A 23904-nucleotide genomic window follows, 5' to 3' on the forward strand; every position below is an offset into this window, starting at 1 on the left:
GTTTCTGTGATGGGGCGCGGGCCGGTTTTTTAAACAGGAGTTCAATATGATTCTGACTGTTACCATGAACCCGTCGATTGATACGCGCTATCAGCTCGATAAGCTGGTCATCGACGATGTTAACCGTGTGACGCCCGAAAAGACCGCTGGCGGCAAGGGCCTCAACGTGAGCCGCGTGCTGCTGCAGCTAGGCGACGACGTACTTGCAACCGGCCTGCTTGGCGGTCACATGGGTGCCTATATGGCCGAGCTCATGGATGCCGACGGCGTCAAGAACGACTTTGTGCCCATTGCCGGCGAGACGCGCATTTGCCTGAATATTCTGCACGAGGGCAATCAGACCGAGCTTTTGGAGAGCGGCCCGCAGATCGCCCCGACCGAGCTCGAGGCCTTTACGGCCAAGTTCGCCGAGCTTGCAGCGAAGGCGGACGTTGTGACGCTTTCGGGCTCGCTGCCGCGTGGCATCGATGCCGGCTACTATGCCGAGCTCGTTAAGATCGCCGAGGAGGCGGGCGCCAAGGTGCTACTCGACACCTCGGGTGCATCGCTGGAGGCCGCGCTGGAGTCCGACGCTAAGCCCGAGCTCGTAAAGCCCAACCTGACCGAGATTAACGGCCTGCTGGGTACGTCCTTTACGACTGATGATGTCGATGCCCTGCGCGAGGCGCTTGCCGCCGATGACCGTTTTGCCGGTATTCCCTGGGTCGTCGTTTCGATGGGCGCTGCCGGTTCGGTGGGCTTCCATGAGGGCCGCGCGTTCCGCGCCAAGACGCCCGCGATTGCGGCTGTGAACGCGACGGGTTCCGGTGACTCGACCATCGCCGGTTTTGCGCATGCCATTGCTGCTGGTGCCGACGACGTCACGGTGCTCAAGACCGCCAATACCTGCGGCAAGCTCAACGCCATGGATCCCAAGACCGGCCACCTGGTCATGGACCGCTGGGACGAGGTCTACAACAGCGTAGAGGTAACCGAACTTTAGAGTTACGGCGTACCGAACAAAACGAGAGTGGATAATCTCCCATTTTGGGCTCGCAAGCGGGCTTAGAGTGGGAGATTTTCCACTCTCATGAGAGGCAGCTAATTTGGGACGGGGCTATTTTGACTACTTCTAGATGCAAAGTAGTCAAAATAGCCCCGTCCCAAATTAGCTGCCCTTGCACCAAAAACGGCGCCCGCCGGCGATGTTGCCGGCGGGCGCCGTTGTCTTGAAGACGAAATGATCCGTTTTCCTCCGTCCCAGAGGGATCATTACAGCGAGTTGATAAAGCGCTGCTGGGCGGCGCGACCGGCTTCGTCCCATTTAAAGACGCCGGCGTTGTCGAGCACGTGGCCAAACACCATGCCGACCTCCTCGTGCAGGATGTCGATGGCGTTGTCGGCCGTAAGCTCGTCGGCGCGGCGGGCAAAGACATCCTCGGCCCATGCGGCGTGGCTGCGGCAAAGGTCGTCGCACTCGAGCGCGCCGGCAAGGTCGTAACTGACATCGGCCTTGGCTGCCAGCAAGTGCTCGCGGACAGCGCCGAGCTCGGGAACCAAGCGCGGCGGCAAAATGGCCAGGCCCATGACCTCGATCAAGCCGATGTTCTCTTTCTTGATGTGGTGGTACTCGGCATGCGGGTGAAATACGCCCAGCGGATGCTCGTCGGTTGTGATGTTGCAGCGAAGCGCCAGGTAGGCCTCGTAGATCTTGCCGCCGGCATTGCCGCGAGAGTCGACGCGGCGGATGACGGGCGTCACAGTGTTATGCGCCACGCCGTCGGCTGTGTGCGCGATGACGCCCACAGACTCATCGGTCCACTCGCGCCAGGCGAGGATAATCTTCTCGGCGGCGTCGAGCAGCTGGGCGCGGTCGTGCGAGCGCAGTCTCAGCACCGAGAGCGGCCACAGCAACACGGTGCCGCTGACCTGGTCAAAGCCGGGCACGTTAAACTGCGAGACCTCGGCGGCATGCATCATGGGGAACTCGTGCGCGCCGCCCTGGAAGTGGTCGTGCGACAGAATCGAGCCGCCTACGATGGGCAGGTCGGCGTTGGAGCCAATAAAGTAGTGCGGGAACAGGTCCACAAAATCGAACAGGCAGGTCAGTCCCTTACGGTCGACGTGCATCGGGCGATGCTCGGAGCTCATAGCAATGCAGTGCTCGTTAAAGTACGCGTACGGGCTGTACTGGAAGCCCCAGCGCTCGCCGTTGAGCTGGATGGGGATAACGCGCAGGTTCTGGCGAGCGGGATGGGCGCCGCCGTCGGCTGCGGCGGAGCGTCCAGGGTAGCCCTCGTTCTCGATGCACAGTTGACAGGCGGGATACTTCTCGCCCGTGTTCTTTGCGGCGCCGGCCGCGGCAATGTCGCGCGGGTCCTTCTCGGGCTTCGACAGGTTAATGGTGATTTCCAGGTCGCCCCAGTTGGTGGGGGTGCTCCATTTGATATTGCGCGCGATGGCGGCGCGGCGCACGTAACCGGCGTCACAGCACAGACCATAGAACCAGTCGGTCGCGGCGCGGGGCTCGTTGACGCCCATGCGTCCGTTGAACTCCTCGTTTACAACCGAAGGCCTCGGCATGAGCGCGCCCATGATGCGCATGGCGATGCGGTCACGGCCCGACGCCGTGTCCTCGGCAGCGCCGTTGGCAACGGCGTCCTCGGAAAGCGCGGCAAGCGTGCCCTCCAGGTCAAAATTGGGGAGCATATCGGGGTGCAAGAGCGAGAGCTTCTCGTTCTGCATCGCCCAAGCCATGTCGAGCGCGGGACCCGTGGCGCCGATGCACTCGAGAATGGTGTTGTAGGCCCAGATGCGGTCATCCTGCCCGATCATGGATCGATGGATGGCATACTCAATCAGGCCCTGTGCGGCCTCGCGCACATCAGTCATTACAGCCATGCCGCGTAAGCCCCCTTGTCAGAAATTGCGTAGTGGCGGGCAGAGCCCTCGCCCAGCCAGCCGTTCATCTTGGTGATGAAGGTGTCGACCAGGTCGAGCGGCACGAAGGCCTGGATAGTGCCACCAAAGCCGCCGCCGTGGATGCGGACGGCGCCGCGGCCGTCAAGCACATGCTCAGCCAGTGCTAGGGCATACATCGAGGGCTGCTCGGAGCCCAGCTTGGCAACGACATTCTGCAGGTACATGGCGGAGCTGGCACCGGACTCGCGCGTCAGGACCAGGAACTGGTCGATTTCGCCGGCGCTAAGGGCTGCCCAGCGCTTATCGACCAGGCCGTTCTCGTACCAGTAGTGAACGGCGCGCAAGCAGGCACGGTCGCCCAGCTTGGCGCGTAGCTCAGGGAGCTTGGCGTCAAAATCCGCCACGTTTACCTCGCACAGGCGTGTCTTGCCAAACTCGGCGGCGACGTCCTGCATCTCGCGCGGAACGGCGGCGTAGTCGTCGGTAGCTGCCACATGGTCGGCGCCAACCTTAACGAGCATGAGCGCATAGCCGTGATCCTCAAAGTTGAGTTCGAGCTTCTGGGTTTTAGGCTGAGCCTGGTCCTCAAAGTCCATGTAGGCGAGGCCGCCCAAGCAAACGGCGGCCTGGTCCATCAGACCGCAGGGCTTGCCGTAATAGTTGTTCTCGGTGCGCTGGCTCATCTGGGCGAGCGCGACGGGCTCAATGGCGGGTGCGCCCCAGAGCGTCTCCATGGCACGACCGTACGCCGCCTCGACGGCGGCAGAGCTGGAAAGGCCGCCGCCCGAGGGGACGGAGCAGGTGAAGGCGAAGTCGAAGCCCTGGGGCTCAACGCCCAGAGCGGCGATTTCGTGGGCCATACCGCGGACGAGGCTCGCGGACGTGCCCTTCTCGGGCTCTTGAATATCCAGCGTGTCGAGCGTGATCTCAAAGGTGGGATAGCCCTCGTCGGCGACGCGGATCTTGTTGGAGTCGGTTGCCACGGCGATACCGTCAACGGCGACATCGAGCGAGCCGGCGATAACATGGCCGCCCTCGTGATCGGTGTGATTGCCGCTGATCTCAGAACGCCCGGGCGCGTGCACGTAGAGCACCTGGCGGTCGCCGATGGGTCCAAACTCCTCCTCAAACAGCTTGGTGAGCATGGTGAGTGTCTTTTCGTCGGGGGTGGTCATGGGAGTCCTTTCCTTGGCGCGCACGGGTGAGTTTTGCGTCGCTATGAGTACGTTAACAACTTGAAGCGGCATGAACCAAGTGTTCACGATGCCGCACGTTACGGGCTATGTTAACGTACTCATAACACAACGCTTGCCACTTTTTGAGAATCCGGTAGTCGGTAGAATTACAGCCGTGAACGGTACCGCCGTATGGACTTATAAAGCAGAAGAGATGCAGATAGAAAAAGTAGAGTACGTTAACATGCGTCCGACGATAGCGGGCCTCGGCGCGGGGTGTATTTCTGCCCGGGCCGGCATGCACGCTATTCAGATCTCGCAAGGGTGAAGGTGATTCTGTGGCAAGGCACTCGTCCAACGATACAGGTACGCGTCCGGTCTCCATGGCCGACGTCGCCCGCGCTGCCGGTGTTTCGCAGCAGACGGTTTCGCGCGTCGCCAACGGCTTGCCCAACGTTAACGAGCAGACGCGCCAGCGCGTGCAGGCCGCTATGCAAGAGCTCGGTTTTCGTCCGAGTTATGCCGGCCGCTCGCTGCGCGACGGCCGTTACCATTCGGTCGGTCTGTGCGTCAACGATATCACCAAGTTTGGCAACCTCTCAATGATCGACGGCATCGCCAGCGCTGCTCGCGAGCATAATTGCGCCATTACGCTGGTCGAGATGTCCAAGACCGAGGAGTTTTCGCTTGCCGAGGCCACGCGTCGTATGGCTGCGCTGCCGGTGGACGGCATCATCATCGGCATGAGCCGCATGGCGCCCGATTTTGAGACGTTTGATCCGCTGCCGGGCATTGGCACGGTTATTGTTACCATGTACGCGCACCCGCGGGTGACCACGGTCGACTCCGACCATTACGGCTGCTCGCTCTTGCTTATGGATCATCTGTTTGAGCTGGGGCACGAGCAAATTCGCTATATTGGCGGCCCGTCGTTCTCGGTCGACGAGCAATTTCGTCGCGCCGGCTGGCAGGATGCGCTCGAGCACAAGCACATTAAGCCGCAGGCGCCGCTCGAGGGCGACTGGTCTGCCAACAGCGGCTACGAGGCCGGCAGGTACCTGGCCGAGCACGATCGCACCATGACGGCGATTTATGCGGCAAACGATCAGATGGCAAATGGCGCGATTACCGCGCTGCGTGATAGCGGCCTGCGCGTGCCCGAGGACGTAAGCGTGGTGGGCGTCGACGATTCGCTCGACGATTTTGTCGCGCATAACGAGCTCACGACCGTTCGATTCGATTTACATCAGCGTGGACGCGAGGTGTTTGAGCACGCGGTTCCCGAGGCGGGTACGGCGGGCAAAACCGTTGCTATTCGTATTCCCGGCCAGCTCATTATCCGACATAGCACAGCGATGCCATGCTCATAGTTTAGGCAGGTAAACGGCGATTTATCGTATTTTAATAACAATCGGTAAGGATGCCGGCAGACAACAGTTGGAATGCTGCCAAGTGCTATGATAGACAGGTTATTTTGTCTATCTAGGAGGCTGTGCCTGATGGAGATCACCAAGGATATCCGCTACATTGGCGTCAACGATCACGACATTGACCTGTTCGAGGGCCAGTACGATGTGTCCGAGAACGGTATGGCATACAACAGCTACGTTATCTTGGGCGATAAAATCGCTGTCGCTGATTCGGTCGACGGTGGTTTTGTCGACGAGTGGCTCGGCAACCTCGAGGCCGCGCTCGATGGCCGTACGCCCGACTACCTGGTCATCCATCATATGGAGCCTGATCACTCCGCCGGTATCGCCGCCTTTATGGAGCGCTATCCCCAGGCGCAGATTGTGGCCAGCATGGGTGCTTTCCGCATGATGGTCAACTACTTTGGCACCGACTTCCCCGAGCGCAAAATGGTTGTCAAAGAGGGCGACGTGCTCGACCTGGGCGGCCACAGCCTGACCTTTATCGGTGCTCCCAATGTTCACTGGCCCGAGGTGCTCTTCTCCTATGAGGCCACCGACAAGGTGCTCTTTAGCGCCGACGGCTTTGGCAAGTTTGGCGCCAACGACATCGAGGATCCCGAGGGCTGGGCCTGTGAGGCTCGCCGCTACTACTTTGGCATCGTGGGAAAGTTTGGCAAGTTTGTGCAGGCCGTGCTCAAAAAGGCTGCCGATCTGGATATTCAGATCATCTGCCCGCTCCACGGTCCTGTCCTTACCGAGAATCTGGGCTATTACCTCGACACCTACAACACCTGGTCGAGCTATCAGCCCGAGGACGAGGGCATCACGATTGCCTACGCGAGTGTGTATGGACATCTGAAGGCTGCCGTCGAGGAGCTCGCATCTGCGCTCGAGGCTCGCGGCCAGAAGGTTTCCGTCTTTGACCTAGCTCGCGACGACATGGCCGAGGCCGTTGAGGATGCGTTCCGCTATGACCGCCTGGTGCTCGCCTCCATCACCTATCAGGGCGAGATCTTCCCGTTCATGAGCACCTTTATCCACACGCTCGCCGAGCATGCCTACCAGAACCGCACCGTGGCGCTCGTCGAGGCCGGTTCCTGGACGCCCGCCGCTGCCAAGGTTATGACCAAGGAGCTCGAGGGCATGAAGGACATCACCCTGGCGCAGAACAAGGTGACCGTGCTGGGCTCGCTCAACGACACATCACGCGCCCAGATCGAGGCCCTCGCCGACGAGCTTTCCAAGTAGCGATATTTCGCTTTTAACGGGCAAAACCACCACAAAGGGACAGGCCCTTTGTGGTGGTTTTTGTTTAAGCGCCGGCGATGATGAGGGCTGGACGTGCGCTGTCGGCGGCCTCGGCGATTGAGGTGGCGACGGCGGCGTCGGGGTCGCTGTCCATCACGATGATGTCGACGTCGGCAAGCTCGGCAAAACGGTACATGCCGCGTCCGTTGACCTTACTGGCGTCCATGAGGGCGACGCTTTGACGGGCGGCACCGACCATAGCCGCTTTGGTCTCGGCCATCTGCGGAAAGTCGGTCGTAAAGCCGCAGCCGGGAACAAAAGCGCCAGGACACATGACGGCAAGGTCGGCGTGGACCATTTGGAGCGCCTGCATGGTAAGTGGGCCGTACAGATAGCGATGACCTTTGCGCAGTGCCCCGCCCAGCATGACGACATCGACCGAGGGCATGCTCTCGTCAATATAATCGGCGATGGTAATGTCGGCCGTGATAACGGTGATGCCGTCGCGCTGATCGAGGAGCCGGACGAATTCGAGCGCCGTGGTGCCCGAGTCGACGAGCAGCGTGTCGCCGTCATTAACGAGCTCGATGGCGCTTTGCGCGATGGCCTGCTTGGCGGCGACGTTGACATTGATGCGGCGATCTTGCGTGGAGACGGTCAGGCGTTTGTGGAGCGATACGGCACCACCATGTGTGCGACGCAGCTTGCCTGCTTCGGCGAGCGCGTCCAGGTCGGCGCGGGCGGTGACGGAGGACACACCAAAGGTCTGGGCGATTTCTGCTACCTGCACCGAGGCGTTATGCTCGAGTATTTCCATAATGGCGGTACGGCGCTCGTCAGCAAAAGCACGGTTGGTAGCTTGGGCCATGTTTGCTCCATTCTCGGCTATATTTGCAGGAATTGTGTTGACTCTATTTTCGTTCATTTTCTTTTTGAGTAAGAAAACACCTTTCGATTACTTATCTTTTCTATAAAAGAAAGACGCTAAACGCTCAAAATTCAATATCGAACACGCCCACTCGGTTCCGATTCCTTCCGTTTACTTTTCAAAAACGACTGTATTGGCCTGCATGGACTCAATATCTCGCACGTGCAAAGCCGCTGAATTTCATACAATGAGCGCAGTAAAACGCAAGGTAAAACGCCTTGTGAACAACTACGCCCGATGTCCAGATGCGGGCGAGGGAGAGGAGCAAACGCTCATGGCACTTGTTACCACCGAAAAGATGCTCAAGGACGCTCAGGCCGGCCACTACGCCGTCGGCGCGTTCAACGTCGAGAACCTCGAGTTTGTTATGGCCGTTCTGGCCGCTGCCGAGGAGACCAAGTCCCCCGTCATCATGCAGACCACCCCGGGCACCATCAAGACCGCTGGTCTGGACTACTTCTACGGCATGGTGAAGGCCGCTGCCGAGCGCGCTTCCGTGCCCGTCGCTCTGCACCTCGATCACGGCGATGGCTATGACCGCTGCATGCAGGCTTTCCGCACGGGCTACACCTCCGTCATGATCGACGGCTCGCACGAGTCCTTCGAGGACAACATTGCCCTGACCAAGTCCGTCGCCGACGCTGGCCGCGCCATGGGCGTGCCCGTCGAGGCCGAGCTCGGCAAGGTTGGCGGCAAGGAGGACGACGGTCCCGCGGTTGAGGGCGAGAGCCCCTACACCGATCCTGCCGAGGCCAAGGAGTTCGTCGAGCGCACCGGCTGCACCTCGCTGGCCATTGGCGTTGGCACCAGCCACGGCGTGTACACGAGCGATCCGCACATCGAGCAGTCCGTGGTCAAGGCTATCCGCGACGCCGTCGACGTGCCGCTGGTTCTGCACGGCACTTCCGGTGTGCCCGATGAGCAGGTTGCCGAGGCTGTGAAGAACGGCATCTGCAAGGTTAACTACGCTACCGAGCTGCGTCAGGCCTACACCAAGGGCTTCATGGCCTACATGGCCGAGAACCCCGCCTGCTTCGATCCCAAGAAGCCGGCCAAGGAGGGCATGCGTGAGATCACCGAGCTGGTTAAGATCCGCATGACCAACCTCAACTCTGTGGGCAAAGCAGAGTAACAGCAAGGGTACTCTGATCCCACCGGGCCGTCCGGAAACGGAAAAGGGCCTATCTCTCAGAACGTCCTCGGACATGTCGGAAGCCCCGCTGCGCGCTACGCGCTGCGGGGCTTCCTCCGTCTCGATGTCCACCAAAAGGTTGCGCACGGGGTGTGCTGCTAGGTCCCGTTCGTTGGCAGTATTATGCCGCGGCTGCTGCAAAGAAGCACTAAAGAAAGGCTTAATCAGGTTTGATATAACAATGAAACCGCAGGTCAAAGGTATCGAATAACACTCTTGAAAGATTTTGAGCTTAAGGGCTTTCTAAGGTTTGCGGCTCGGATGTGGCGCGGACGTGCGGAGCGTGTGAATGATCGCTGTTAGCGCTGCGGTGCGGCGGCGCGTACCTGTTCGATGACCTTTTCCATGGTGGCGTCGATGCGGTCTTTCTTGAGCTCACATTCCCAGACGGTGATGGGCGTCCAGCCCATTTGGGTAAGCGCGTCGATGGCGGCTCGGTCGCGCTCGACGTTGCGGCGAAACTTTGCCTCCCAAAACTCAACATTGCGCTTGGGCTGGCTCGGATTGCACTTAGGGCAGCGATGCCAAAAGCAGCCGTTGACGAAAATGGCGATCTTGCGCCCGGGAAAGGCGATGTCAGGCTTGCCGGGTACCTTCCATTCCAGACGGTATCCCGTAAGGCCCGCTGCCCGCAGGCGCTGGCGAACGAGCAGCTCGGGTTTGGTGTTGGCGCGCTTGTTGCCCTTCATGGACTTTTTTATAGCGGCGCGACGGCGCACCAGTTCGCGCTCGTCAGCGGAGAGGTCCGAGGTATCGATGCCGTCGAGCAGACCTGGTTTGGGACGCTTTTTGCTGCGGCGCTTAGGTGCGCGCTTGGGCTTGGTGGCGGGTTTGTCGGCCGTGTTGGGCGTGGCGTCATCGGCGGCGCCGTTGGCCTCAAGCCGATCTTCCTTCAACTCAATCAGAGCATCGATAAGCCCTTTGTCGGCGGGCATCCACTCAACGGTGGCAAGCGAGGTGCGCGGAATCCAGCGGATATCGAGCTGGCGGTCGTGCTTCTGGGGCTCATCGGAGTCATCGGCGAGCGAGCAGTAGTAGCACTCCATGGAGAGATGAAAATCGGGGTAGTCGTACTCAACGGTATAGAAATCGCGCAGGTTGGTGACTTTTACCTGCAGCTCTTCTATGAGCTCGCGGCGTACGGCGTCCTCGGGCGTCTCGCCGCGCATGAGCTTGCCACCGGGGAACTCCCAAAGTCCCTGCATGTCGCCGTAGCCGCGCTGCACGGCAAGCAGCTCATCGGATCCTTCCTTGCGAATGATCCCAGCGGCAACATGAACAGTCTTCAACAGGAGTCCTCTCTCAGCATCAACACGTGGCAGGGTAGCTCATTTGGGTAGTCTTTTTGGGACGGGGCTTTTTTAGCTGCCCTATGTCAAATGCGGCCTCATGCTTCGAAGGCTACGGATAGGGTAGCTAAAAAAGCCCCGTCCCAAAAAGACTACCCCTACCTTACGCAACGGTAAGGCAAGCGTAAGCGATATCGATGGTAGCCGACTCGGCTTCTTGCGACTATAGATGACGTAGACTAATCGCAAGAAAGGACTCGGTATGCAAACCACGCACATGGCGACTCCGGTACTGGAAGTCGTGCATCTCGAAAAGGTATACGGAGCGCTGGGCAACGTGACCCGCGCGCTCAACGACGTCAGCTTTACCGTCAACCGCGGCGAATTCGTTGGCATCATGGGCGCTTCGGGCTCGGGCAAGTCGACGTTGCTCAACTGCGTGTCGACCATCGATAGTGCCACAAGTGGCACGATCCGCATCAACGGCCAGGACGTGACGCGCATGAAGCAGGTTAAGCTTTCGCAGTTCCGCCGCGAGGAGCTCGGCTTTATCTTCCAGGACTCCAACCTGCTCGATACGCTCACGGCACGCGAGAACATCGCCCTGCCGCTCACCATCGCCCGCACAAGCTCGGCAGAGATCTCGACCCGCGTGCAGGATGTGGCAGCGCGCCTGTCCATCAGTCAGGTGCTCGACAAGTATCCCTACCAGATGTCCGGCGGTCAGCAGCAGCGCGTTGCCGCGGCTCGCGCGCTCGTCACCGACCCCACCATGATCATGGCCGACGAGCCCACCGGCGCCCTCGATTCCAAGAGCGCTCGCCTGCTGCTCGAGATCCTGGAGGCCCTTAACCGCCGCCTGCGCGCCACCGTGCTCATGGTCACGCACGACAGCTTTGCCGCCAGCTACACGAGCCGTGTGCTGTTTATTCGCGACGGCAAGATCTTCACCGAGCTGCGCCGCGGAGACACCGACCGCCGCGAGTTCTTCGACCGCATTATGGAGGTCGTTGCCATGATGGGCGGTGAGGGCTCCGATGCTCTGTAAACTCGCTTGGGGCAACGTCCGCCGCGCCGGCCGCGACTACCTCGTCTACCTTTTGACGCTCACCCTGGGCGTCACGGTCTTCTATGCCTTTAACACCATCTCGATGCAGGTCGACATCGCCGGAATCGATGAAGAGGGCTTGGCGCAGGTTATGGGCAGCATGCTCGGCTACCTGACGTACTTTTTGGCCGGTGTCATGGCCTTTTTGATGGTGTATGCCAATAACTTCATCATGAAACGCCGCAAGAAGGAGTTTGGCCTGTACCAGGTACTCGGCATGGGGCGCGGGCGCGTCGCCACGATCATGGCGCTCGAGACCGTGATAGTATCGGTTGTGGCCTTTGTCGCCGGCATTGTGCTGGGTGTGGGACTCTCCCAGCTCATGACGTTCTTTACGGCCTCGCTCTTTAAGACACAGATCGCCAATTTCCACTTCTTTTTCTCGGTGCATGCGTTCAACCTGACCCTTGCCTGCATGCTCGTAATGTTTGTGCTCACGCTACTGCTGAACCTTCGCGCCGTACGTCGTACCAAACTCATCGAGCTTATGGGTGCCGAGCGTCGCAACGAGAGCATCAAGACACGCAACCCCTGGATCGCGATTGCCATCTTTGCTGTGGGCGTGGTGCTTGTGGGCGTGGCCTATTACCGTCTGCTACGTGATGGGTTCCCGCTAACCGCGACGGACAGCAAGCTGCAAGAGGCCATGAACCAGTTTGGCATTACGACCGCTATGGTTACCGTGGGTACCTTTGCCCTGTTTTGGGGACTCTCGGGCATGCTTATCAAGCTGCTGCAGAGCCTGCGCGGCGTGTATTGGCGCGGCCTCAACATGTTTATCGTGCGCCAGCTTGCGGCCAAGGTCAACACGGTGTGCTTTTCGATGGGCGTCATCGCGATGCTCCTGTTTTTGGCCATCACCTCGGTGACGTGCGGTATGTCGATTGCCAATGTGATGAACGAGAATCTGGAGCGCTATACGCCGGCCGATATGTCGCAGACGTATGTCTATTACACGCCCGATACGCTCGGCTACTACAAGGAGTATGTCAAACCGTCTGAGGCCGATCGCATGGTGCTGGCCGATACAACGGTCGATTTGTACCCCGCATGGCACGGTAAGGACAAGTCGGCGGACAACAACGACGAGACCGGCAAGAAGGTCAATATCGCCGATGTTGCCGGTGAGCATGTGCAGATCGATTCGTATCTAAGTTACCCGTTTGGCGGTTCGAGCCCTTCGGTGTCTGCGGGTGAGATGTGCAAGACCATGGGCGAAAAGCTTCCCAAGGCGTTCGGGGGTAGCAAGCCCGATGCGATAGGTCTGTTTGTGACGCCGGCGAGCCAGTACAACAAGCTGCGTCAGATGATGGGCGAGGAGCCGGTGAGCATTGGCCGCGACCAGTACTTGCTTACGTGTGATATGGGCGGTGAGCTGGTCGACCTGTACACCAAGTATATGGCTGGCGGCCATGCCCTTACCTTGGGCGGGCATACGCTCAAACCCGCAACCGATAAGTCGGACGAAGATACGGCGGCCATCGCCAACTCGGCGATGGGCAGTAATCCGGGTACCGTCGTCGTTGCCGACGAACTGTTGTCCCAACTTAATCTGCAGCCGTATTCCAGTAGCCTGCTCGTTAACTACAAACAGGGGATGGATACGACCGAGGCAGACGAGAGCATTAAATACACTCTGCTCGACAATCTGCTCGTTGACGGCAAAGAGCCGGGGTTTTGGGGAACCTTCATCACACGCTCCGAGATGTACACGCAAGCAGCGCAAATGAACGGTCTTATTAGCTACCTAGCCATCTACATCGGCTTTGTATTGGTCGTTGCATGCGCGGCGATTCTGTCGATCCAGCAACTCTCCAACGTGGCCGACGGCAGCCGCAGCTATCGTGTGCTGGCACAGATCGGCTGCGACGACCGCCAGATTCGCCATTCGGTGATGGCGCAGCAGGCGGTATTCTTCCTGTTCCCGCTGGCAGTGGGCCTGGCGCACTCCTTTGTGGCACTTAAGGTGATTATCGAGCTGGTGAGCATATTCGGAAATATGAGCATCGGCGGCACTGTGGGCCTCACCTGCGCGATCTTCCTGGCAGCATACGGTGGCTACTTCCTGGTGACCTACCTCATGAGCACCGGAATGGTGCGAGCTGCCATAGCCACCCGCTACAGCGAGTAACTCATCCAGTTTGGAATCATTGTAGGTTGAGCATAAGTCAGCGAAAGCGCCCCTAAGCGAGCAAGGTGACGTGAAAGAGGAGGGAAGCGTACTTTTGTACGCGACCGACGATTGAACGTCAGATTGCTCGCTCAGGGGCGCTTGCAGCGTCGAGCCGTTACGCGGTTTGGTAAAACCGCGTAACCCTTCCTTCGCGGCGGTTATTTGCCTATCTGGTGCGTCTCGGATGCAAGTGAGTAGACTTATTTAGATATGCCGAGCACATCGCGATAAATGTTCAATAAAATCGCAGGTCAGAGCCGCGGCGTTTTGGGCTGTGCTCGACCTCCTGCAAAAAGTCTACTCACTTGGTCTTACTGCTAGAAGACCGCCGCAAGGGAAAGCAGCTCTCTTGCGGCGGCTGGCGTTTGCCCAGATAAAACCTACCAAAATAAACCTGTCCCTTTTTGGCAGGTTAAATAAACCTGTCCCTTTTTGGCAGGTTAACGCTTCCAAAAGTGGAGGATGAGCGTGGTTCGGTTTTGCTGCTCGGTTTTGACCAGGATGTTGTGGATGTGGGTCTTGACGGTGCCCACGGCAAGGAATAGCTCGTCAGCAATCTCTTGGTTCGACTTGCCCAGCACAACCAGACGCAAAACCTCGGCCTCGCGGTTGGAGAGCCTGTAGGCGTTGCGATAGAAGGGCATTTGCTCTTCGATGTGTCGATCAAGATCGTTGACGTTCTTTTCCTCGGGCGCCTTCTCCATGCGAATTGAAAGCACGTGGTATGAGTAGATGATCAGCAGAATCGCAAAGTAGCACGCAAAGACGTTCTCGCTAAAGTTGCGCTCAGATAGATAAAGCTGCAGCCAAGAGGGTGCCAGACTCATGGGGATGACAAGGATGTTGTAGAAATCTTCGGCAACGATGCAACCGACCAGAATAGCGCCGATAATCAGGTGCTTTCGCTGGTTGTTAACGCGTGCCTTCAGCTCAACCTCCGTACTTTTATGAGCCGTCCAAAAGATATACAGTCCCACAAAGAGAAGGAATACCTGACGCATCGTGTAGTAGAGCCACTGACGCATGGGGCCGGAGGGGACAGCGACGATAGTCAGCGACTCTAACAGCAAAAACATTAAGACGGGGATAGTGAACTGCTTTTTTGAATGCTTATCGAGCAAGTCCATGGCAATCAGCCAAATAAAAGCCTGTGAAATGGTCGCCACAAGGGTCCGAAACGCAGGCATGGTAATTGCGTAATAGTCGCTGGCCGGAAAAGTCTCGTTTTGCAACGTGTATTCAAAAAAGAAGATCTCGGTCATCTCGATGGCGTAGCAAATAAAAACGCCGCTGCCATAGATAAAGAAGCGTCGATGGGACGAGGCGTAGGCGGCAAGCGAAAGCACTGCCGTCACAATACAGATTACGAGTATCGCTAAGGTATAGAAGAACATGAGCGTGTCCATTTGTCACCGTCCTGTCTCATTTGAACTCTTATGGAGCCCGCTATATCCCACGGGTATACTTGTCTCAGCCGGTCGTTCCATTGCGGATTAGACGCCAGACATAGCATAGCTGTATACCGTTCGCGGTTCCAGACGGTAAACCCCCTGCAAGCCCGCTGCCTGCGGGTTTATATTGGTTTATAGAGGGTGTAACTCCGTGAACGGTCTTTAATCCCGAATAAACTAGGTAAAAATTGCACGTGGGTGAATGATGGTCTTGTCAACACGAGGTGTGATGTACGAGCGCCTCACAGTAAATAAGTCGGCAAGACCGGCGGAAAGGAAATCGATATGGCACTGCCTAAGGATTTCATCGACACCAACGACTTCACCAAAGAGCAGATCCTGGCTATCGAGGATCTTGGCCTGGCAATGAAGAAGGCCATCAAGGTTGACGGTTATTATCCGCACCTGCTCCGCAACCAGAGCCTTGGCATGATCTTCCAGCAGGTCTCCACCCGCACCCGTCTTTCCTTCGAGACCGCTATGACCGACCTCGGTGGCCATGCTCAGTTCTATGGCCCTGGCACCATCCAGCTCGGCGGTCACGAGTCCCTGGGCGACACCGCTCGCGTTATGGGCTCGCTGCTCGACATCATGATGGCTCGCGTTGACCGTCACAAGGACGTCGTCGGCCTCGCCGAGGGCTCCGCTGTGCCCGTCATCAACGGCATGTCCGAGTTCAACCATCCCACGCAGGAGATGGGCGACCTCATGACCATGCTCGAGAACCTCCCCGAGGGCAAGAAGATCGAGGACTGCACCCTGGCCTTCATCGGCGATGCCACCCAGGTCTGCGTCTCCCTCATGTTCATCGCCTCCAAGGTCGGCATGAAGTTTGTCCAGTTTGGACCTAAGGGCCACCAGATCCCCGACGGCGGCCTGCACGTTGGCACCGTCGAGGAGCGCGCCGAGTTCGGCAAGCAGATGATGGCCATCGCCGAGGAGAACTGCAAGGTCTCCGGCGGCTCGGTTGTCATCTCTGACGACATCGAGTGCATCAAGGGCGCCGACTTCATCTACACCGACGTGTGGTATGGCCTGTACGACGAGGAGGTCTCGGGCGAGAACTACATGGACGTGTTCTATCCCAAGTATCAGGTCACCATGGACCTGATGAACTTCGCCGGCCCCAACTCCAAGTTCATGCACTGCCTGCCGGCCACCCGTGGCGAGGAAGTCGTCGACGAGGTCATGGACGATCCCGAGCGCTCCCTGTGCTGGGTCGAGGCCGAGAACCGCAAGCACTCCATCCGTGCTCTCCTTGCCGCCCTGGGCAAGCGCACTCCGCTCAACGACGAGGGTGTCGAGTACTCCGCCAAGGCTGAGCTCCACGCCGCTCTCGAGGCTCTCGAGCAGCTCTAAGCCTCAAGGCTTCTAAAAGCACGTTTGCGGGCGGTGGATGCTCGTCTCCTGTCGCCCGCTCACCGAGGCCCAAGCAATTGCCTTAATACCTTAGGGCCTCGAATCTGTCCAAGACTGAGCAAAGGATTAAATATGAGTGACGGAAAGAAAAAGCTTTCCTTCCTGACGGTCATTTCGACCATCATCTGCGTCGTCTTCGTTTGCGAGGCCGCCGCTCCTGCTGCTGCCATTGGCAACCAGCAGTTCTTCTGGTGGATCTTCCTGATCCTGACCTTCCTGCTCCCTTACGGCATGGTCGTCGCCGAGCTCGGCACCACCTATGACGGCGAGGGCGGCATTTACGACTGGGTACGCGATGGCCTGGGCGACAAGTGGGGCGCCCGCATTTCGTACTACTACTGGGTCAACTACCCGCTGTGGATCGCCTCGCTGGCGACCATGTTCCCCGACATCCTGGGCATGGTCTTTGGCGTCGAGTTCAACCTGATCGCCAAGATGGGCATCGAGCTCGCCTTCGTGTGGATCGTCTACCTCATGGGCCGCTCCAAGGCGGCCGACTCCGAGTGGGTCCTCAACGGTGGCGCCCTGATCAAGGTCGCCGTTGCCGTTATCGTCGGCGCCCTGGGCATCTGGTATGCCATGGAGAACGGTTTCGCGAACGACATGTCCGCCGCCACCTTCCTGCCCGAGCTCACCAACACCAACGCCCTGGGCTACCTGTCCATCATCATCTTCAACTTCATGGGCTTCGAGGTTATCTGCACCATGACCGATGACATGGCCGATCCCGCTCGCGATATCCCCAAGGCTATCGTCGTCGGTGGCGTGGCTATTGCCGTCATCTACCTGTTCGCTGGCTTCGGCATCGGCGCCGCCATCCCGGCCGACTCCATCGACCCCGACTACGGCATGATCGTCGCAGTCCAGACCATGGTGGGCGATTCCGTGCTCTTCAAGGTCATCTGCATCGCCTTCCTGATCACCCTGTTCGCCAACATGGCCGCCTGGTCCTTCGGCGTCAACTCCGTCGCCCGCTACGCCGCCGAGCACGGCAACATGCCCAAGGTCTTCGCCTCGATGGTCTCCGAGGACGACATGCCCAACGGCGCCAACCTGGTCAACGCCGTCGTCGCCTCGCTGGTCCTCTGCCTGCAGCTCGTTCCCGTCGACGCCATCTCCAACGGCGTCTTCTGGATGCTCTTCGGCACCTCCGTCGTCTTCCTGCTGCTCACCTACATCCCGATGTTCCCGGCGTTCCTCAACCTCCGCAAGAACGACCCGAACCGCGAGCGCATCTTCACGTTCCCGTTCAAGGGCGCGATGATGAAGGTCATGCTGGCCATCCCCTGCATCGAGCTGATCCTGGCCATCGTCGCGACGCTGGCACCGTTCTCCGCCGCCGAGATCGGCGAGAAGGTCCCGATGATCATCATCTTCATCGTGCTCATGCTCATCGGCGAGGTCGTCCGCGTCGTCAGCGCCAAGGGCCGCGAGACCGAGTACAAGGGCCTCACCCCCGAGCTGGCCGCCCAGCGCCTCGCCGAGGAGGCCGAGGAGAACTAGGGCCCCGGTTCCGGGCACCCCGGCCTCTCCGGAGGCGTGCCCGGGCGACAGGTCCGCCAACCATTCCCCGGGGCGGGTGCGGGCGATAGCTCCGGCAGCCGCCGACCGCCCCGACCCCTCTCCCGTATCCCTCGTGCGTCCCGTCTCCGCGCACCTGGCTACGTCGTCGCCCGCCGGTGCGACCCCGTGAAAACCGGCGCCGGGCGCCCCGACCTCTGCCGGGGGACGGGCGCCCGCCATCTCTTGGTCCTAGGCCGCGGGCAGCCCGCCCGCGGCAGACGATCGTTCGGTTTGGAGGAAATCTTATGCGTACGATCACCGAGTCCGAGTCCACCCCGAGGGCCGACGGCTTCTTCATGCCCGCCGAGTTCGCCCCCCAGGACCGCGTGTGGATAGGCTGGCCCCACCGCACCGACACCTGGGCCCACGGCGCCAAGCCCGCCCAGAAGCAGTATGCCGCCATCGCCCGCGCCATCTCCGAGTTCACCCCGGTCTACATGTGCGCCAACCAGGTCGACTACGCCAACTGCAAGGCCGTCTTCGAGAACGACGAGAACGTCACCGTCGTCGAGATGACCACCGACGACGCCTGGTTCCGCGACACCGGCGCCACCTACGTCATCAACGGCAAGGGCGATAAGCGCGCCAACCACTGGCACTTCAACGGCTACGGCGGCCTCATCGACGGCCTCTACTTCCCGTGGGACAAGGACGAGCAGATCGCCCTCAAGATGGCCGAGCTCTCCGGCTGCCGCCGCTACCGTCCCGACGACATGATCCTCGAGGGCGGCTCCATCACCGTCGACGGCGAGGGCACCCTCGTCGTCACCGACCAGTGCCTCCTGTCCCCCGGCCGCACCTGCTCCGCGGTGCTCGAGGAGGAGGAGGACCCCGAGTCCCTCTGGCCCAAGTACCGCAAGAAGTTCGAGCCCTGGAGCGAGGAGCTTCGCGGGTACATGACCGAGCACCTCAAGGACTACCTCGGCGTCGAGAAGGTCATCTGGGTCAAGGAGGGCATCGACCCCGAGGAGACCAACGGCCACATCGACGACGTCGCCACCTTCATCGCCCCGGGCGTCATGGTCTGCATCTGGACCGACGACCCCGAGTACCCGTTCTACGAGCAGTGCCACGCCGCCTACGAGACCCTCTCCAACGCGGTTGACGCCAAGGGCCGCAAGCTGAAGGTCTACAAGCTCTGCATGCCCGTGAAGCCGCTGTACATGGACCAGGCCTCCTGCGACACCATCGACGCCGACGAGAACGCCGAGCCGCGCGTCCCCGACGAGCCGCTGATCGCCTCCTACATGAACTACCTCGTGACCAACCACGGCGTCATCGTCCCGCAGTACGGCGACGAGAACGACCAGCTGGCCGTCGACACGCTCCAGGAGATCTACGACGAGGTCTGGGGCGAGGGCGTCTACAAGTGCGTGGGCGTCAAGTCCGACCAGGTCGTCTACGGCGGCGGCAACATCCACTGCATCACGCAGCAGGAGCCGTCCGCCTAATAGCCCGGCTTGCCGGGGCGCGGCGCCCCTCTTTCGCGGGAGTCCGCCGCACCCCGGAGGCCCGCCGGCCAGGCGAACGGGGCCGACTGGCCGGCCGGCCGGGCTTTCCCCGGGCGCTCCGCTGCCTCCACACCGGAGCGCCCCTCCCCTTCGATTGAATACCCGCCTGGCCTGGGACCTATCGCGGGTTAGGCCTATTGTTCGCTTGGATATCCCAGGTCAGGCGCGTATCCAATTGCCGAAAGTTCCCGGTCGTATACGCGGCCGTCTTGATCGGAGTATCCATGTACCAGCGTATCGTCATCTACACGCGCCTGTTCCGCGAGCGTTGGTCCAACAATTGCATCCCTTCTTCTCCTTGGGATGGCACCTGCACCGGTGACGCGGCCTGTAACCCTACCTTGGGCTGCGCCTTCGGTGCAGATGCCATCTTTTTTGCTGTAGGGGGAGCGTGCCATGGCAGGTAAAAAGTTCTCCCTGTTCGAGGTCATCCTCTCGGTTATCTGCGTCGTGTTTACCATCGAGGCGGCCGCTCCGGCATCTGCCATGGGCAACGTGCAGTTCTTCTGGTGGATCTTCCTCATCATTACGTTTTTGCTTCCCTATGGCCTGGTGGTGGCCGAGCTCGGTACGGCGTTCGATTCCGAGGGCGGCCTGTACGATTGGGTTCGCCTGGGCTTGGGCGACCGTTGGGGTGCCTGCTGCTCCTGGTGCTACTGGGTCAACTTCCCGCTGTGGGTTGCAAGTATCGCCTGTATGTTCCCCAGTGTCATCAATGCGGTATGGGGCATCGAATTTTCGCTCGGGGCCCGAATTGCCATCGAGCTTGCCTTCGTGTGGGGCGTCACGGTCATGGCGATGCACCCGGTGGCCGAGGCCGATTGGGTCATGGACGGCGGTGCCGTCATCAAGGTGCTCATTACCGCCGTGGTGGGAATCGTCGGCATCTGGTTTGCCTGCAATAACGGCTTTGCCAACGACATGTCGTCTAAGACCTTCATTCCAGATTTGGGCGACACCGATTCGTTGACGTACCTATCGATCATCCTGTTCAACTTTATGGGCTTCGAAGTGGTCGCGACCTTTGCCAGCACGATGAAAAACCCGTCGCGTGATATCCCCAAGGCGGTTATCGCCGGTGGCGTTGCCATTGCGGCAATCTACATTATCTGCGGCATCGGCATTGGAGCCGCGGTTCCCACCGAGCGGCTTTCGCTCGATTCGGGCATTGTGGACGCGGTCGCCGCCATGTTGGGGCGCAGCCATCCGCTGACGATGGTCGTGGGCGCGGCCTTTTTGGTGACGCTGTTCGCCAACATGATCTGCTGGAGCTTTGGCGTCAACAACGTGGCGAGCTATGCCGCGCGTCACGGCAATATGCCGCGTCCCTTTGCGCTGGTGTCCAAGAAGACCGGCATGCCCAATGGCTCGGCACTCATTAACGGTTGTTTTGCCAGCCTGGTACTACTGCTTCAGATTCCGCTGGGCGAGGGCTCCGACGTCTTTTGGGTTTTCTTCTCGATGAACGTCGTCTTCCTGCTTATGAGCTATATTCCGATGTTCCCGGCGTTTTGGCGCCTGCGCAAATACGACGATCGCCCGCGCGTGTTCCGCGCGCCCTTCGAGGGCAAGGTGCTCGCGGTGGCACTTGCGATTCCCGTGGTGGAGCTTGTGCTTTCGATTGTCGCCACGATTGTGCCGCTCAACAGCTCACCCGCCGAGATGGCAAAGTTGCCGATTCTCGTGGGCGTGGTAATCGGTGTGTTGTTGGGCGAGGTTTCGCGCCTCATATCGCGCCGCGGCCGCAGCGTCGATAATCCCGGCGTTGGTGCAAGGGGGACAGGTTTCTTTGCACCAAAACAGTAACGCCGCGAGCTGCGCGGCGCTTGCTGCATCTTGGATTACCGCTCGCGGTGCTCGGGGTCAGAAGCGAGCTTAGGAGCAAAGTAGGGGACGTGTCCCAGGTAAGGGCAGCTGTCCGTACGTTCGTCGACAAGACAGGGGACATCGTCGTAGGTGAGTGAGTCGCTCAGGCGGGCGATGGCCTTGGCGGCAGGAGCGACGAGCATCTTGAGCGGTGCGATAGGCGCCATGGCATCTCCTTTTCTTCATGCGACCCGTGTTCTGGCGCGAATGTATACGTCGCCAGTCTAGCATTCCGTCGCGGAGAGTTCAAAACCAACACAAATGTGACGGCTATTACTGCGCTATCTTCAACGTCTCAATCTGTAACGTCTAGCTTAATAAATCGCCTCTACTTGTTACAGATTGAGATAAACCGCCGGAGCGGGCCGTTTCCTTCTGAACCACCACATAAGTGCCTGTTCCTTCTGTAGAGGTTTGGGTGTCGTATTGGCGTTTACCCAGATAAAACCTACCAAAATGACCCCGTCTACTCTTTGAGCCAGAGCCGACACTAATTCAAATGGCGAAATCAAAGGGCGTTCTCCGTATGGAGGGCGCCTTTTTTATCGCAGGATGTTTTGCGCGGCAGTCATAAGGCCCAGTCGGTTGCTGACGCCGAGCTTGCGATAGATGGCGTTGACGTGCTTCTTTACGGTCGACTCGCTTATGAATAGCTCGTTTGCCATTTGTTTGTTCGTTTTGCCGTCGAGCATGAGCCGCATGACTTCGGCTTCGCGCGGTTGGATATTATGTTCTGCAATGAAAGCATTCAGCTGGTTTGTGTCTTCGGTCTGGGTGAGTTTAATGCCCCGAGGATAGAGGTTGGCGAGCGCGAGGCTCGCGTGCCGAGCGATTTCGAGCAGGATTGCGAGCTCGGTGTCGGTAAAGTCTCCGGCCGTGCGTTCGCGAAACAGGGCGATGCTTCCTAGTGGGCTGTCGTTGTGCGCGAGCGTGGCCGTACAGCCAAAGTAGACGCCCTGCGGTTCCATCCATTTGCGATAGATGGGCGTGGCATCGCGTCGCTCGACGTCGACCAGGTCGAGGTCGCGGTAGACGCCGACCTTATGTAGGTCAAAGCTCCATGTTGTATAGTCCATCGCGGCGTAGCGGTTGTAGTAGTCGCTCAGTGCGCGGTCGTCCATTCCGCTGCTTGCAGGATGGACGTAGCGTGGGGTATCACTGTCCGCCGCCTCGATCAGGTCGAACATGGCGATCCGATGGGGCACGAGCCCTGTCGTTCCCTCGAGGGTCTCCTTTTGCAGCTTATCAATACCGTGTGATGCGTGGATTGCAAGCGCGAGCTCGTTGAGAGCAGTCCAGGTCGTACCGTCCAACTCAATAGTCTGCTGTTTATTGCATGGGGGCATAGGGCGTCCTTTCCATTGTGGAACCCAGTATGTCATGTTCTCGGCCTGAATAGAACTTTAGGTCAGCGAATGGTATACCGTCGGTCGCTGAAAGGGGCTCGAGGGACCATTGAGAACATCTCGGTGCGTCCGCATCATGGTCTCGTCAAGCAAAAGCACCGAGATTTAGGAGCTTGAAATGAAGACAATCTACGAGAGTGAATCCACGCCTAAGAAGGACGGGTTCTATATGCCCGGTGAGTATGAGGAGCAGGAGCGCACCTGGATTCTATGGCCGCACCGCTCCGACGTGTGGCGCTGCGGCGCCAAGCCGGCGCAGAAGGTCTTCACCGAGATCATCAAGACCGTTGCACGCTTTCAGCCCATCACTGTGGGCGTCAACACCGAAGACTTCCCCGCGGTGTGTGAGATCTTCGACGGCGTTGAGAACGTGCGCGTTATCCACATGGAGTACAACGACAGCTGGATTCGCGACCCCGGCCCGGCATTCCTCGTTAATGACAATGGTGAGGTGGCCCTTTCGCACTTCCACTTTAATGCTTATGGCGGCTTCATTGACGGCCTGTATTTCCCGTGGGACAAGGACGCTTCCATTGGCCTGCAAGTGGCACAGCTTGAGCAGGTTAACCGTTATCGTCCCGAGGATTACATCCTCGAGGGCGGCTCGTTCAACTGTGATGGTCAAGGCACCGTCGTGACCACCGAGATGTGTCTGCTCAACGAGGACCGCAACCCGCAGTACACCAAGGAGCAGATTGAGGAGAAGCTCTCTGAGTATCTCGGTATCGAGAAGGTTATCTGGATCAAGGACGGAATCGATCCGTACGAAACGAACGGCCATGTGGACGACGTCGCATGCTTTAGTGCGCCCGGCGAAGTTTGCTGCATGTGGACCGACGATCCCAACCACAAGTTCTACAAGGAGTGCCAGGAGGCGTACAAGACGCTCTCCGAGGCCACGGATGCCAAGGGTCGCAAGCTCAAGATCCACAAGGTGATCATGCCTGCGACATCGGTATATATGACCGAAGAAGAGGCCAGCACGATCGATCCCGTCGAAGGCGTGCTGCCGCGTACTCCCGAGGATGCTTTCGAACCGAGCTATCTCAATTTCCTGCCCATTAACGGTGCGGTGCTTGTACCGCAGTTCGGCGATCCCAATGACGCCCAGGCGCTCAAAGATATCCAAGCTGCTTATCCGGACCGCGAAGTCATCGGTATCATGACCCGTGAAGTTATCTACGGCGGCGGCAACATCCACTGCATCACCCAGCAGCAGCCTAAGGCGCGCTGTAAATAGCAGTTCCATGGTGAACAGCGCT

The 23904-nt window shown here is 59.3% G+C and carries 19 protein-coding genes; 12 read left to right on the top strand and 7 right to left on the bottom strand.

Annotated elements, in window-relative coordinates:
• Window positions 1-46: 46 nt before the first annotated feature.
• Window positions 47-982: a hexose kinase gene (locus tag ACQQ92_RS00470; protein WP_427795505.1), complete on the top strand. Its 936-nt coding sequence runs from the start codon at window positions 47-49 to the stop codon at window positions 980-982.
• A gap of 269 nt (window positions 983-1251) precedes the next feature.
• On the opposite strand, the gene ACQQ92_RS00475 is transcribed toward ACQQ92_RS00470, so the two are convergent.
• Window positions 1252-2880, bottom strand: a complete 1629-nt coding sequence (locus ACQQ92_RS00475) for a UDP-glucose--hexose-1-phosphate uridylyltransferase (RefSeq protein WP_427795506.1) — start codon at window positions 2878-2880, stop codon at window positions 1252-1254.
• Window positions 2871-4076, bottom strand: coding sequence for a galactokinase (locus ACQQ92_RS00480; protein ID WP_427795507.1), 1206 nt, complete (start codon window positions 4074-4076; stop codon window positions 2871-2873). The genes ACQQ92_RS00475 and ACQQ92_RS00480 overlap by 10 nt, the downstream gene beginning before the upstream one ends.
• Window positions 4077-4459: 383 nt before the next feature.
• On the opposite strand from ACQQ92_RS00480, the gene ACQQ92_RS00485 reads away from it, so the two are divergent.
• Together ACQQ92_RS00485 and ACQQ92_RS00490 are read left to right on the top strand one after the other, a co-directional pair.
• On the top strand, window positions 4460-5446 hold the full coding sequence (locus tag ACQQ92_RS00485) for a LacI family DNA-binding transcriptional regulator (protein ID WP_427795563.1): 987 nt from the start codon (window positions 4460-4462) through the stop codon (window positions 5444-5446).
• 129 nt (window positions 5447-5575) lie between these two features.
• Entirely contained in the window at window positions 5576-6736 is a 1161-nt protein-coding gene (locus tag ACQQ92_RS00490) for an FprA family A-type flavoprotein (RefSeq protein WP_427795508.1), read from the top strand.
• 64 nt (window positions 6737-6800) lie between these two features.
• Here ACQQ92_RS00490 and ACQQ92_RS00495 read toward each other — a convergent pair whose 3' ends face one another.
• Entirely contained in the window at window positions 6801-7604 is an 804-nt protein-coding gene (locus ACQQ92_RS00495) for a DeoR/GlpR family DNA-binding transcription regulator (RefSeq protein ID WP_427728567.1), read from the bottom strand.
• Window positions 7605-7938: 334 nt separating this feature from the next.
• Between ACQQ92_RS00495 and ACQQ92_RS00500 the strand changes: the two genes are divergently transcribed.
• Window positions 7939-8796 (top strand): class II fructose-bisphosphate aldolase, encoded by an 858-nt coding sequence (locus ACQQ92_RS00500; protein ID WP_022095149.1) that lies wholly within the window; start codon window positions 7939-7941, stop codon window positions 8794-8796.
• Window positions 8797-9155: 359 nt separating this feature from the next.
• Here the strand turns inward: ACQQ92_RS00500 and vsr are convergent, their stop codons facing one another.
• Window positions 9156-10145 (bottom strand): DNA mismatch endonuclease Vsr, encoded by a 990-nt coding sequence (gene vsr, locus ACQQ92_RS00505; protein WP_427795509.1) that lies wholly within the window; start codon window positions 10143-10145, stop codon window positions 9156-9158.
• A 262-nt stretch (window positions 10146-10407) separates the two neighbouring features.
• Here vsr and ACQQ92_RS00510 point away from each other — a divergent pair, with 262 nt between their 5' ends.
• Both ACQQ92_RS00510 and ACQQ92_RS00515 read left to right on the top strand, forming a co-directional pair.
• A complete protein-coding gene (locus tag ACQQ92_RS00510; protein ID WP_427795510.1) occupies window positions 10408-11193 on the top strand; it encodes an ABC transporter ATP-binding protein in 786 nt (261 codons plus the stop codon).
• Entirely contained in the window at window positions 11183-13384 is a 2202-nt protein-coding gene (locus ACQQ92_RS00515; RefSeq protein ID WP_427795511.1) for an FtsX-like permease family protein, read from the top strand. The genes ACQQ92_RS00510 and ACQQ92_RS00515 overlap by 11 nt, the downstream gene beginning before the upstream one ends.
• A 482-nt stretch (window positions 13385-13866) precedes the next feature.
• Here ACQQ92_RS00515 and ACQQ92_RS00520 read toward each other — a convergent pair whose 3' ends face one another.
• The gene (locus tag ACQQ92_RS00520; protein ID WP_427728556.1) at window positions 13867-14832 is read right to left on the bottom strand and encodes a response regulator transcription factor; all 966 of its coding nucleotides are present in this window, start codon (window positions 14830-14832) and stop codon (window positions 13867-13869) included.
• A gap of 330 nt (window positions 14833-15162) precedes the next feature.
• Between ACQQ92_RS00520 and ptcA the strand changes: the two genes are divergently transcribed.
• From ptcA to ACQQ92_RS00545, 5 genes are all read left to right on the top strand, one after another.
• Entirely contained in the window at window positions 15163-16236 is a 1074-nt protein-coding gene (gene ptcA / locus ACQQ92_RS00525; protein ID WP_427795512.1) for a putrescine carbamoyltransferase, read from the top strand.
• A 132-nt stretch (window positions 16237-16368) separates the two neighbouring features.
• Entirely contained in the window at window positions 16369-17799 is a 1431-nt protein-coding gene (locus ACQQ92_RS00530; RefSeq protein ID WP_427795513.1) for an APC family permease, read from the top strand.
• A gap of 305 nt (window positions 17800-18104) precedes the next feature.
• Window positions 18105-19310 (top strand): agmatine deiminase family protein, encoded by a 1206-nt coding sequence (locus ACQQ92_RS00535; RefSeq protein WP_427747536.1) that lies wholly within the window; start codon window positions 18105-18107, stop codon window positions 19308-19310.
• 284 nt (window positions 19311-19594) lie between these two features.
• Window positions 19595-19777, top strand: coding sequence for a hypothetical protein (locus ACQQ92_RS00540; protein ID WP_427748340.1), 183 nt, complete (start codon window positions 19595-19597; stop codon window positions 19775-19777).
• Window positions 19767-21176 carry an APC family permease gene (locus ACQQ92_RS00545; RefSeq protein WP_427795514.1) on the top strand — a complete coding sequence of 470 codons (1410 nt, stop codon included), beginning with the start codon at window positions 19767-19769 and terminating at the stop codon, window positions 21174-21176. Before ACQQ92_RS00540 ends, ACQQ92_RS00545 begins: the two co-directional genes overlap by 11 nt.
• A 35-nt stretch (window positions 21177-21211) precedes the next feature.
• Here ACQQ92_RS00545 and ACQQ92_RS00550 read toward each other — a convergent pair whose 3' ends face one another.
• On the bottom strand, window positions 21212-21403 hold the full coding sequence (locus tag ACQQ92_RS00550; RefSeq protein ID WP_427794893.1) for a hypothetical protein: 192 nt from the start codon (window positions 21401-21403) through the stop codon (window positions 21212-21214).
• Window positions 21404-21778: 375 nt separating this feature from the next.
• Window positions 21779-22582 carry a LuxR C-terminal-related transcriptional regulator gene (locus ACQQ92_RS00555; protein ID WP_427795515.1) on the bottom strand — a complete coding sequence of 268 codons (804 nt, stop codon included), beginning with the start codon at window positions 22580-22582 and terminating at the stop codon, window positions 21779-21781.
• Between the two features lie 178 nt (window positions 22583-22760).
• Between ACQQ92_RS00555 and aguA the strand changes: the two genes are divergently transcribed.
• Window positions 22761-23882, top strand: coding sequence for an agmatine deiminase (gene aguA, locus ACQQ92_RS00560; RefSeq protein WP_154514946.1), 1122 nt, complete (start codon window positions 22761-22763; stop codon window positions 23880-23882).
• Window positions 23883-23904: the final 22 nt, after the last annotated feature.

The organism is Collinsella sp. SGI.241 (assembly GCF_050312955.1).
Classification (GTDB): Bacteria; Actinomycetota; Coriobacteriia; order Coriobacteriales; family Coriobacteriaceae; genus Collinsella.